Annotated in this window: 11 protein-coding genes; 5 read left to right on the forward strand and 6 right to left on the reverse strand. The window is 63.7% G+C overall.

Going from position 1 to position 12,144, the window contains the following annotated elements; genetic code table 11:
• Positions 1 to 39: 39 nt before the first annotated feature.
• From V1290_RS02835 to V1290_RS02855, 5 genes are all read right to left on the reverse strand, one after another.
• A complete protein-coding gene (locus tag V1290_RS02835; protein WP_334362903.1) occupies positions 40 to 486 on the reverse strand; it encodes a hypothetical protein in 447 nt (148 codons plus the stop codon).
• A 113-nt stretch (positions 487 to 599) separates the two neighbouring features.
• Positions 600 to 1,190 carry a GDSL-type esterase/lipase family protein gene (locus V1290_RS02840; protein WP_334362904.1) on the reverse strand — a complete coding sequence of 197 codons (591 nt, stop codon included), beginning with the start codon at positions 1,188 to 1,190 and terminating at the stop codon, positions 600 to 602.
• Between the two features lie 1,083 nt (positions 1,191 to 2,273).
• On the reverse strand, positions 2,274 to 3,377 hold the full coding sequence (locus tag V1290_RS02845; protein WP_334362905.1) for a hypothetical protein: 1,104 nt from the start codon (positions 3,375 to 3,377) through the stop codon (positions 2,274 to 2,276).
• 197 nt (positions 3,378 to 3,574) lie between these two features.
• On the reverse strand, positions 3,575 to 4,909 hold the full coding sequence (locus tag V1290_RS02850; protein WP_334362907.1) for a S41 family peptidase: 1,335 nt from the start codon (positions 4,907 to 4,909) through the stop codon (positions 3,575 to 3,577).
• A 197-nt stretch (positions 4,910 to 5,106) separates the two neighbouring features.
• The gene (locus V1290_RS02855) at positions 5,107 to 5,412 is read right to left on the reverse strand and encodes a hypothetical protein (RefSeq protein ID WP_334362908.1); all 306 of its coding nucleotides are present in this window, start codon (positions 5,410 to 5,412) and stop codon (positions 5,107 to 5,109) included.
• A 143-nt stretch (positions 5,413 to 5,555) separates the two neighbouring features.
• On the opposite strand from V1290_RS02855, the gene V1290_RS02860 reads away from it, so the two are divergent.
• From V1290_RS02860 to V1290_RS02880, 5 genes are all read left to right on the forward strand, one after another.
• Positions 5,556 to 6,182: an HAD-IA family hydrolase gene (locus tag V1290_RS02860; protein ID WP_334362910.1), complete on the forward strand. Its 627-nt coding sequence runs from the start codon at positions 5,556 to 5,558 to the stop codon at positions 6,180 to 6,182.
• A 13-nt stretch (positions 6,183 to 6,195) separates the two neighbouring features.
• Entirely contained in the window at positions 6,196 to 7,407 is a 1,212-nt protein-coding gene (locus V1290_RS02865) for a molybdopterin molybdotransferase MoeA (RefSeq protein ID WP_334362912.1), read from the forward strand.
• Positions 7,408 to 7,614: 207 nt separating this feature from the next.
• Positions 7,615 to 8,316: a transcriptional repressor LexA gene (gene lexA, locus V1290_RS02870; RefSeq protein WP_057843135.1), complete on the forward strand. Its 702-nt coding sequence runs from the start codon at positions 7,615 to 7,617 to the stop codon at positions 8,314 to 8,316.
• Between the two features lie 228 nt (positions 8,317 to 8,544).
• Positions 8,545 to 8,967, forward strand: coding sequence for a hypothetical protein (locus V1290_RS02875; protein WP_334362915.1), 423 nt, complete (start codon positions 8,545 to 8,547; stop codon positions 8,965 to 8,967).
• 87 nt (positions 8,968 to 9,054) lie between these two features.
• Positions 9,055 to 9,282 (forward strand): hypothetical protein, encoded by a 228-nt coding sequence (locus V1290_RS02880; RefSeq protein WP_028345854.1) that lies wholly within the window; start codon positions 9,055 to 9,057, stop codon positions 9,280 to 9,282.
• 7 nt (positions 9,283 to 9,289) lie between these two features.
• Here the strand turns inward: V1290_RS02880 and V1290_RS02885 are convergent, their stop codons facing one another.
• On the reverse strand, positions 9,290 to 11,587 hold the full coding sequence (locus V1290_RS02885; RefSeq protein WP_334362916.1) for a ComEC/Rec2 family competence protein: 2,298 nt from the start codon (positions 11,585 to 11,587) through the stop codon (positions 9,290 to 9,292).
• Positions 11,588 to 12,144: the final 557 nt, after the last annotated feature.

Raw genomic sequence — 12,144 nt, forward strand, 5'->3', positions numbered from 1 at the left:
ACACGGTTTTGCCGTACGCAGCTTCCTCTGCCAAAGACTTCAACCAGCCAAGTGCTTGCCGGCCGAAGACCTAACGGAGGCGTTTAAGCGCCGTACGTCCTGCGCGCTGTGTTCGCTCACGGATAGCTGCCCTGCGATCACATCCACGCGCCCGACGCTGCCGCGTCCACCGCAACCCGTCCCAACGTTCGTGACGATGGCCAACGCCCCTCTTCTTCGGGACGGGATGGCTAGATCTTTACCGGTGATTTGGGTCTGGCGCGAAGCGGAATATTTTTGATTCCAGGGCTTGACGCGATTTCTGAAAATCCGAAGTGATTTGCCCCGGATGATCTGCCGGGCCTTCAACGAAAGGTGCTTCCCGCAAATCAGCCATTGGCCCGCATTAGCGCGTAGAGTCGAGGAGAGGCGCGGTGACTTGAGCCATGCGGCAACGTTCCGTTTCCTCTCCCCGCTCATCAAACCGGACGTGCCGGTTTCCGGCATCCGGCTTTCCGACTGGATTCATTGCCGAGCACGGCAGCGGGCCAAGGTGCACGCGTCGTAGCTGCACCACGCCGAGAGGAATTACGGAATTACGGTGACAGTGTCACCGTAATTCAGCGCCCTTGAGAGACCTTTTGCTTCATCGCTTTGACTACCAAAGCTTGTATCGGGCCAATAGTCTTTGCCACCATCCGGCTATAGCCCACGCCGTTGAAATGATTGTCTCCCGAGAGGATGAGCGCGGGATTTTTGTGGTCCTCAACATTGTAAACTGGTGGGCGAATGAAATAGCTCTCAATACCCTTCGCTCGAAGGCGACCGACAATGCCGGCTACATTTGCATACACTTCCGCACGACTCTTGCCGTGCCTGACCACATCATTGACGCCGACCCAAATAACAGCAACGCGTGTACCTGCCGGCACCGCGGAGTCTAGGCGCGCTGCGAGACCAGCGCTTGTATCGCCATTCATACCCCCATTGCTGACGCGAACATCCAACCCGCGCGCTCGGAGAGCCGCCTCAAGCTTGCTCGGATAATTCTCCGAAGGTGAGACGCCCTTGCCATAAACATTGCTGTCACCGATTACGGCGACCTGAACCTGCGCGTAGGCGCCATTCCCATATGCGGTCGCAAAAACGAAAAAAGCTGCGGTAGTCAGTGAAGCAAAGAAAGCTCGCGGTCGTATCGGCAAAATCATCATATGTCCCTAATGGATTGGTTGGATAAAACTGCTGAAGTCGGCAGATGCGCGTACTGCAAAAAGGCAACAAAGCAAGGCCGGGAAAAGGACCGAAAGCGTACCCATCTAGAAAAATCAGTTCAACAATCTGGACTTACTTAATCCTGGTCAATACCCCAAACGGGTGACGCCGCCCGCAGCCCGCCGCGATCGGCGAGCAACACAGCGAAGCCGATTTCCAATCAAACCGTCAGCGGGTTGCGGCAAAATTCACCTGCCGTGCGGCCGAATTGGATAAGCTCCGTTATCGGCGGGAGTCTCTTGCGGCCTGGGCTCTCTTGTTCGCCTGTGACACCCGCCCAATTGTTGACCGCGGGAGTTTGATACTTCGTCGGCGACTCGGAATCGCCTTCATGCCTTCATGTGAAGTGGGCTCATTTGTCGGGCGGGAGAATTGCTGTGCTCTACGAAGAGAAAGCGCTCGCCGGGCCGCTTCTCCCAGCTCCCTCCGCGCCTCAAATTTTTGGAGGCGTGCGAGCTCCTTGTTAACCCGCTTCAGGGCAGCGACGAAAACCTGCTTGCGATGGAGAGAATGCTCGGCAGTCCCCGAAACGCTTTGGCCCCGCGGTTGGGCGGTGCCTTTGCTGATCCGACGCCGCTGAAAGGCGAGCGTACGCTCCTTGTCCCGGAGTTTTCTGAGCGATGATTTCAGGTTTTCAAGCGTCGCGCGATCCGCGTCACCAATTTCGGGGTGATGAGAGGTCTGTATGAGCGCTTTCTCATCGTGATTCAGGATACGTAGCTCGAACTTGCAGGGTGCAGACATATGACACCTCATAAATGCAATTTGTTGCCTTCCCGTCGCGGCGCTAGCCAACGTTGCCAATCATATCCACGGTGCGTTTTCGGGATTCTCACGATAGCTTGAAGAATTACGGTGACAGTGCTGGATTGCCCCCGGAATGAGACACGATAATTTCTGTGACAGGCTCATTTCGAGGATGACCTGTGGCAGCATGTAACCTGCGTGAGCGCTGCGATATGCAGGGATGAACCAAACCCGGACGGCGGCTTCGCTCATCCGGGCTTCGATTGCCACGACGACTAGAGCCGCGCCTTCAGCGACAGCGGTACCCGAAACGTCCTGAAGCCTTCGATATCGGGAAACCCCTCTGCTGCTTCGCGCGAAGCCAGCGTCAGCACCGCTGCGGGGACTTCGCCGCTGATCAGCCGGTCGATCGCCCCTCGCTGTCCTTCGCTGAACTGGACTTCCGCGGCGCCCGCCGCCATGAGCGCGGCGCTGACACGTCCGCTCGATGCGGATTGCTTCTCCTCGATCGCAATGCTCTTGTTGTTCAGGTCGGATAGCGAATTGATCTCCGGACGTGCCAGCACAAGCGCCACCAGATCCGGGTCGTCTGGCGCTACGGATGCCGCTTTGTCGGTATCGCTCACGTCGGCGGGCGCTGTTTCCGGATTGTCGGATTTGTTGGCCGCTTCCCGCCCAGTCCCGATCGCCGTGACGAGATCGGCCAATCCCGTCGCTTCCACAAGCTGCTGCTGGATGGTTCGAGAGGCCGGAGCGGGAGCAACGCCGGCCGAGGAAGGCAACGCAGTCGCCTCGGGCGCGGCAGGCGTCGCGGCGATCTCAAGCGTGGCCGGCGGCGGCAGGGCGACCTCGGATTTGACCTCCGACTTCACGTCCGACTTGGGAGTCTCCGCAGGCTGCGACGCAGCGACGGCAGCTGCCGGACCAGGCTCGGGGCTACCAGGGATTTCCAATTTGCGCTCCGGCGGCTGCCCACCCGCGACGGCCTTTTCGCGAGCCACTGGCGCCGTGGCCGCCGGAATGTTCTTCCTGGCTGCGGCGGCCTTTTTGGTGTTCGACGGCCTCGTACTGGACGCCGCCTTGCTGCCGCGCGGCGCGGCGCGGGAAACGGGTGCGCCCTGCCTCGCTACGCGTGCGGGACTGGCGTGTTCTGGTCTTGCGGTTTCGGCCTCAGCCGGCACCGCGATATCAGTCTCGCGAACCGCGCGGTGCCGCGCAGACAATGCCTGATCAGACCAGGCCATGTAGGACTGGCACGCGCGGTTGCAGGGCAGCCCGTCGATATAAACAACGCCAGGTGAATCCAGCGGATTGGCCTGCAGGGCTCCACCCGAACCAAGGGACAAGATCAGGGCCGGCAAAATCCATCTTCTCGACATGACTGCTCCGTTCGAACGCACATGGTGTTCAACGCGAGCTACGAGTGGATGGAGATGAGGTTTCAAAAAGCGGTCATGTTTTCCGGATCGCTACCTCTCCGCTTGTGGAGGTATGGATTGCTTCCGCCTTCGCTCGTCGAGCTTCGGCGGACGCCGTCGTCGCCTCGCGCCTCGCAATGACGCGGTGGGTTCTGAATTTAGTTCGGCACCGCACGCTTCGCGGCCGTGACCGCATTTGCATTCACGGTGCCGCCGCGCAGCAGGCTGAACGCGGCGTTGAGCGCCTTGTCGTCCTTGTCGTTCGGCGGGACGTAGGCTTGCGAGCCGGTCTGCTCGGCGCCGTCGGCGGAGAGGTGGCCGCGCATCGAGGCTTCGCCCTTGAGTTCGGCGCGGCCCTTCATTTCATCCGGCACGTCCTGCAGCACCTCGACATCGGGCGCGATGCCCTGGGCCTGGATCGAGCGGCCCGACGGCGTGAAGTAGCGCGCCGTGGTCAGCGCCAGCGCGCCGTTGCCCTGCCCGAGCGGAATGATGGTCTGCACCGAGCCCTTGCCGAAGGTGCGCGTGCCGATCAGCGTGGCGCGCTTGTGGTCGCGCAAGGCTCCCGCCACGATCTCGGACGCCGAAGCCGAGCCGCCGTTGATCAGCACGACCAGCGGCTTGCCCTTGGTAATGTCGCCGCCGCGCGCGGTGAAGCGCTGGGTTTCCTCCGAAGTGCGGCCGCGCGTCGAGACCACCTCGCCCCGGTTCATGAAGGTGCTCGACACCGACACCGCCTGGTCGAGCAAGCCGCCGGGATTGTTGCGGAGGTCGACGATATAGCCCGCGAGTTTTTCCGACGGAATTTCCTTCGAGATGCTGGCGATCGCCTTCTTCAAGCCGTCGGTGGTCTGCTCGTTGAAACGGGTGATCCTGATGTAACCGATGTCGCCGCCGTCGGTCTTGAAACGGACCGGCCGCACCCGGATGATCTCGCGCACGATGGCAACGTCGATCGGCGCGGCGGCCCCCTTGCGCACGACCTTGAGGCGGATCTTGCTGTTGGCGGGGCCCTTCATCCGGCCCACCGCCTGTTCGAGGGTCATGCCCTGGATGACCTCGTCGTCGATTTGGGTGATCACGTCGCCTGACAGCATGCCGGCCTTGGCCGCGGGCGTATCGTCGATTGGCGTGACCACCTTGACGAGGCCGTCTTCCATCGTCACCTCGATGCCGAGCCCACCGAATTCGCCATGGGTGGTCTCCTGCATGTCGCTCCAGCCCTTCTCATTCATGTAGCGCGAATGAGGATCGAGCGCGGAGATCATGCCGTTGATGGCGCCTTCCATCAGCTTGGAATCGTCCGGCTTCTCGACGTAGCTGGTCTTGATGCGCTCGAACACGTTGCCGAACAGATTGAGCTGGGCGTAGGCGTCGGAACGGGCCGCGGCCTTTGCCGCCGCCACCAAATGCGCGCCTTGAGGTCCGATCACGAGAGCGGTCAGACACGCGCCCGTCACCGTGCCGAGAAGAAAGGCAAAATTCCTGCGCATCGTGGGGCGTCCCTCTATCTCTACGGACGCCCACCATCCCTGTGAATCGGCGCCCCTGTCCCGGCCCCGCCAACTCACAATGGCTTTTTGGTCGGATCAAGGCACGCCGACCGGGGGCAATACTGTCGCTTTCAGATTTTGAATGAAATCATCACGTTAGATGGAGAGTTCGTCATGCCCGGGCTTGCCGGCGTCTGCTACTTTGCGGCGCCTTCGGCGGATTTGGCCTTTGACTTCGCTGCCGGCGCCTTGGCCGCCGCTTTCGGCGGTGCGCTGTCGCCGCGCATCGTCCCCCAAGGGTCCGAATTCTTCTGCTGCTCGGGGATGTTGCCGAGCGACCTCCGGTAGGCCCGCTCGGCCTCCTTTTCCGCCGCTTTTTCCGAGGGCGTCTTGTCCTTCTCGGTCTCGCCGTATGCGGGAGGACGGGCTTGTTGGCCCCAGGCGGGGCCGGCCAATAATGCGATCACGGCGACGGCGCCCAGGATTCTGCCAACGGTTTGCATGCGACTACTCCCTGAAAATTGGCCCCAAGAAACTGGCCCAAAGCCTTAGCACAGCCTGCGTACGGGCTTAAGCGCCGGATTGGGCTACGACGCAAATCGCCGTGGCCGTTGCCGAGGCCGGTCCGGTTTTGTAAACGACTGCCATGAATTCGCCGCCAGCGCCCCATTCCGTCGATGCCTTGCTGTTCGACCTCGGCCGTGTCGTGCTCGACATCAGTTTCGATCAGGTAATGACGTGCTGGGCAGGGCATGCCGGCTGCGCGCCTGCCGACCTCGCCGTACGCTTTGTGATGGACGACAGTTTCAAGCACCACGAGACCGGTCGGATCGACGATGCGGCGTTCTTTGCGAGCCTGCGCCGGTCGCTCGGCATCGGCATCACCGACGCGCAGTTCCTGGAAGGCTGGAACGCGATCTTCACCGGCGAAATGCCCGGAATCTCGCCGCTCCTGGCGCGTGCCGCAGAACGCCTGCCGCTCTATGCTTTTTCCAACACCAATCCGGCCCATGTCACGCATTTTTCGCAGGCCTATGCGGACGTGCTCGGCCATTTCCGTCAGATATACCTGTCCTCCAGCATCGGTTTGCGCAAACCCGACGCCGAAGCCTATGATCATGTGGTAAAAGCGATCGGCGTGCCGGCGTCGCGGATCCTGTTCTTCGACGACTCGGCTGCCAATATCGAAGGTGCGCGGGCGCGCGGCCTTTCTGCCATCCACGTGACATCGACGGATGACGTGGCGAGGGCACTGACCGCACTTGGAATTTGAGGGAGGTCTGCCCGTGGCGTTGATGCCGGTTGCCGATGCATTGTCTGCCATCCTCGCGGGCGCCGATCCCCTGCCCGAAGAAATGGTGGCGCTCGATGAGGCGTATCACCGCATTCTCGCACGCGACGTCGCCTCGCGGCGGACGCAACCGCCGCAAGCGATGTCGGCGATGGACGGCTATGCGGTGCGCGCAGCTGACGCCGCCGATGTCAGCGCGCGGCTAAAGGTGATCGGCGAGGTCGCCGCCGGCCGCCCGTTCGAGCGGAAGGTCGGCCCGGGGGAAGCGGTGCGGATCTTTACCGGCGGCGTGATTCCCGATGGCGCCGACGCTGTCATCATCCAGGAAGACACTGGCGTCGAGGGCGATCATATCACCATCACGGAAGCTGCCGTTCCGGGGCGGCATATCCGCGCCGCGGGCGTTGATTTCCGCGAAGGCGACGTCCTCCTCAAACGCGGGCGCCGCCTCACCGACCGCGACCTCTCGCTCGCCGCCGGCATGAACTACCCGGAGCTTGCGGTGCACCGCCGCCCGAAAGTTGCGATGCTGGCGACCGGCGACGAGCTGGTGATGCCGGGCGCAAGCCCTAGCCCCGGCCAGATCGTCTATTCCAACGGCTACGGCTTGCGGGCACTGGCGCGGGCCGAAGGGGCAGAAATCATCGACCTCGGAATCGCCGCCGACACCGTCGCCGCGACCACGGACGGCATCCGCCGTGCCCGCAAGGCCGACGCGGACATCCTGATCACCCTGGGCGGCGCGTCGGTCGGCGACCACGACCTCGTCAAGCGGTCGCTGGAAGCCGAGGGCGTCGCCATCGCATTCTGGCGGATCGCGATGCGGCCGGGCAAGCCGATGATGCACGGCAGGCTGGGCGCGATGCGGGTGATCGGCCTGCCAGGCAATCCCGTCTCCTCGTATGTCTGCGGCTTCCTGTTCCTGGTGCCGCTGATTCGCGCTCTATCGGGCCGCGATACCATCCATCACCTGCGCGAAAGCGCGCTGCTCGGCCGCGATCTCGCCGCCAATGATAAGCGCGAAGACTATCTTCGCGCCCGCCTCGAAGCCCGCGACGACGGCACGCTGGTTGCCGTGCCGGTGAACCATCAGGACTCGTCGCTATCAGGGAATCTCGCTGCGGCACGTGCACTTGTGATACGTCCGCCGTTCGCGCCGGCTGCCACAAAGGGTTCTCGTTGCGAGCTGCTCCGGCTGCCGGAATGACGCCTGAACGGTGTTCCCCCAGCACCTTGGGCCGGAACCGCAATGCGTTCACCTGAAATTAAGTGGTTGCGGAACACATATCGAACATATAGTGTCCGTTCATGATTTGTTTCGACTGCTAGTGTCTTTGATCGAGAGTTTGGGGACTCCACGATCCGGGCGCTGAAAATTCGGAACGAGACGACGCCAACCGGGGGATTGCTCGCGATGCTTACGCGCAAACAGTACGAACTTCTGCGTTTCATCAATGAACGGCTGAAAGAGGCCGGCGTGCCGCCCTCCTTCGATGAGATGAAGGACGCGCTCGATCTGCGCTCGAAATCCGGAATCCACCGCCTCATCACCGCACTGGAGGAGCGTGGCTTCATCCGTCGCCTGCCCAACCGCGCCCGCGCCATCGAAGTCATCAAGCTGCCCGAGCTCGCAGCCGCCGCCAACAGCCGCCGCGGCTTCACGCCGAGCGTGATCGAGGGTACGCTTGGCAAACGCACAGTGAGCGCGCCGGCCGCCGAGGACGACGGCAATCGCCCGGTGGCCGTGCCTGTCATGGGCCGGATTGCCGCCGGTACGCCGATCGAGGCGCTGCAGACCCGCAGCCACACCATCAGCGTACCGCCGGACATGCTCGGCTCCGGCGAACATTACGCGCTCGAAGTGCGCGGCGATTCCATGGTGGACGCGGGCATTCTCGACGGCGACATGGCGCTGATCCAACGCAACGAGACCGCCGACACCGGCGACATCGTCGTGGCGCTGATCGACGAGGAGGAAGCCACGCTGAAGCGCTTCCGCCGCCGCGGCGCCTCGATCGCGCTCGAGCCCGCCAACACCGCCTATGAAGTCCGCATCCTGCCGCCGAACCGGGTCCGGATTCAGGGCAAGCTGATCGGGCTCTACCGCAAATACTGACCCGTTATGCCGTCCGGGCCGTGACGGAAAAGAGCCTCGGCCCGCGGCCGGGGTTTTTTGTTGCGCGTTTGGAACCAACGCCCGTTAGCGCGTTTGTGAATGTGGCGCAGTGCGCCAGTCGCAGAATTGCCCAGAAACGAGAAAAGGCTCTGCGCCATGTCCACTCTGATAGAGGCCTGTGCCTCCTTCTAGACACGGGTCAGCTATCTCAAACGAGGGAGCCATCCGATGTGTGACTATAGCCTGCATGCTGTGGCTACGCGGCCTGCCGAGGTCGGCGAGACGCTGATCACCACGACATTCCGCGGTACATCGACCCGCGGCTTTGCGTCGGAACGCGAGCCTGCAGTGGCGGTCTGCATGCTTCCCGGCACCGAACTGGCGTTCGCTGAGGACGTCAAATACGACAACCGGTGGATCTGGACTCGAACCACCGACTGGCGGGTCGGCAAGTTCAATCAAATCGACCCCCATATCTCCGACCGTCACCATGACGCGATCGAATTTCCCGACGGAAGCCATGTGCTGGTGACGCAGCTTTGCGAAGGCCAGCGCGCGACCGTGCTGCAATTGCCGGTGGTCCAGACCGGTGGCGAACGCGCGCCGAAGGTGACGGAAGCGCGTCCGGCCGAATCGATCGTGACCGGATAAACGCCCACGCGCATATGATCCGCCGGCCCAAGGCCGGCGGATCATGGTGGTACATTTTTCAGAACTCGGCACCGCAGGGGGCAGTCGGTGGTCAACAAGGTAACGTGGCAAAAAGCCGGGCGCGTCACTGAGCCCGGGCGGTACATGTTCAGGTACGGCTGGCTCACCATCACGGCCGAGGATCTCGCAATCTGGCAACAATTCCCCGACGCATCGTTCACGCTGGTCGCTCTGCCGTCGGCGCCCGACGCGCCCGAGGAATTCCATCTCGGCGCGTTCGAAATTCCAGCCAAACCCACGGTCGACGAGCACTGACGCCCGTCTACTCCTCCGCCTGAAGGTCTGCCTCGGCCGGCGTGGCATCGACGCTGCGCGGTGGCACGACGCGCGGCGCCAACACGGTGGTGTCGGCCTCACTCTCGTCGGCTATGGCCGGCGACCAAGGCCGGTCGATCCCCCTCGGCTTGACCGCCTCGACGGCAAATCCCTCGCGGCCACGCCGCAACGCCATCGCGCCCTGACGCCGCAGCCGTTCGGCGCCGATGACGGAAGCACCGCATGCCGCCGGGGCCTGCCGCAGCGTCACAATGATTGCCGCGCGCTCGCAATCGTCCGAAAACGCCTCGGGCCTGAGCGCCTGCGCGATCAGGCCGCCGCCGACGGCTTGCACCACGCAGCCAAGATCGTCGCATGAGACGCCTGACGTGAGCGAGGCGTCAGCCGCCGTTCGTGCGTCCGCATCCGCCGCCAGCCACTCCTTCAAGAGGAAGACGTCTCGAGACCCCTTGGCCGCGTGCATCAAATGCAGCCGGCCATCCTGGCCGCGCACCCCGACATTGCGCCCGTCGGCGGAAATCAGGATATCCGGCTGCGGCGCCCTCGCCGCCCACAGCGCCGCTGATAGTACCAGCGCCGCTCCCGACCAGCGCAGCGGCGTGCGCAACAGGCCGAGCAGGATGATGCCGAGGCTCGCCGCAATCAGCGGTCCGATGCCGAAGGCCGGCACCCGGCCGACCGCGCCGGGTAACGCCGCGACCCATTGCGTCACCGCAATCATCCAGTCGATGCCGAGGCCCATGGCCGCCCAGAACAGTCGATCGAAGCCGAACGGCATCGCGACGAGGCCAAGCAGGCCCGCCGGCATCACCAGCGCGGAGACCACCGGCATCGCCGCGAGGTTGGCCAGCACGCCGTAAGGCGTGACCCGGTGAAAGTGAAAGGCGGCGTAAGGCATGGTCGCAAGCCCCGCCACCAACGAGGCCAGCAACAGCATGGTGACTTCGCGGCCGCCCCACAGCGCCACGCGCGCCGTTGCGGTATGATCCGCCGTCGCGAACAGGCGCGGCATGCCGATCTGCACCAGCGCCACCAGCCCCAGTGTCGCCGCAAACGACATCTGGAAACTCGGATGTACCAGCGCTTCCGGCGCGACCGAGAGCACGATCAGGGCGGCGACCGCGAGCGTGCGAAACGTAATCGCGCGGCGATCGACCATGACCGCGATCAGCACCACGGCCGTCATGAAGAACGATCTTTGCGTCGCGACCTCGGCGCCCGACAGCAGCAGATAGAACGCGGCGGCAACGAGGGCTGCCGCCGCCGACCACTTCTTTATGGGCTGGCCGACCGTGAGCACAGGGAACAGCGCCAACAGCGCCCGCACCGCAAAGAACACGACGCCGGCGACGACGGCCATGTGATAGCCGGAGATCGACAGCACATGGCCGAGACCGGAGATGAACATCGCATCGTTCACCGGCGGTGAGATCGCATCGCGCCGCCCGGTCAACAGGGCGGTCGCAATCGCGCGCTTGTCGCCTTCCAGCGTGGTCCTGATCCGCGCATCGATCGTATCGCGCAGGCCTTGCATCACAGCCGAATAGCGCAGGCGGAGCCCGCCGCCCGCGGCTGGCGGCTCGGTGGTCTTGATCGCGCCCATCACGAAGCCAGAGGCCCCGATGCCGGCGAAAAACATGTCGCGGCTGAAATCGTAGCTACCCGGCCGCACCGGCGAAAGCGGCGGCAACAGCCGCGCCTTCAGCTCGACGAAGCTCCCAACTGGCGGCGCCGTGCCCTTCCTTACCGACAGCCGCACCCGCTCCAGCTTCGTCGTTCCGCGCGCGCTTTCCATGGTGACGACGCGAAGGACAAAACGGTCGGTGCGCTCGCGGATGTCGCGAGTCTCGACAAAACCCGTCAGCGACACCGAAAACATCGGCCGCGCCAGCACGCCATGCGCGATCCGGGCGGTCTTCCAGGTCGCGACCGCAAAGCCCGCGGCGACGGCCGCGATCATCACCGCGGCGGGAAAGAATTTCTGTCGCCGCAACAGCACCGCCACCGCGCACAGCGCGATTGCCACAATGGCAGCCACTGACAGCGCCGGCTCATGATCGGCGGCGAAGTAAAAGGCAATGCCGGTGCCGAATGCAACGGGTACCCACGGCAGCAGGCGGCCGGCACCGGCTTCGGCGCGTGCCCATGTACGCAAGGTCTCGATCAGTGGCGGCCAGAACGCGGGACGCGATGGCAAAATGCCGCCGACCGGCGCCGCAGCGCGCGGCGGCCAGGTGCCGGCATAGCCCCGTTTTCGGCCCGACGTGTCGCCCTGCTCCGCCACCGAGCCTACACCTTACGATCTCGTGAAGACCGCAAGACTACCGGACGCTGTATTTGGGCCGCTAGCGGAACGAATGCAGAAACTTGAGGAAATGCACGCCGGCCGGCGCTACAATCACGTCATGAGACTTGCGGCCTGCCTCCTATTTGCTTTGGCGACGTCGGCATCCGCTGTCGCAGCGGCTGAACAATGCCGCTTCATCGAAGCAAGAGCAGAGCGCGAAGCGTGCTATCAGCGCCAGGACGTTGCGCGGGCCGCCCGGCAAAAGGCTGATGAGGACCGGCAGGCACAGCAAAAGCCGTATGAGCCGATGGCCCAGGAGGATGCTCAGCTCGCCAAATCCCTGCGCAGCATTTGCCGGGGCTGCTAGGCCGATCCTGAGGCGCCGCGGGTGCGAGGCCATCACGCTTAACGCAGCGCCCGTCGCGATCGACCGCTACTCAAAACGTAGCCGTCCGGCCTGCGTTGTGTTGCCGCTGCTCTTCCCCCGGAGCCACCATCCAATCCGGGCAGCTCACCGGTGGGAACGCGCTCTTGAAAGCACGCTTGCAAGTGCG

The sequence above is a fragment of the Bradyrhizobium sp. AZCC 1578 genome, from assembly GCF_036924675.1.
In the GTDB taxonomy this organism is placed as follows: Bacteria; Pseudomonadota; Alphaproteobacteria; order Rhizobiales; family Xanthobacteraceae; genus Bradyrhizobium.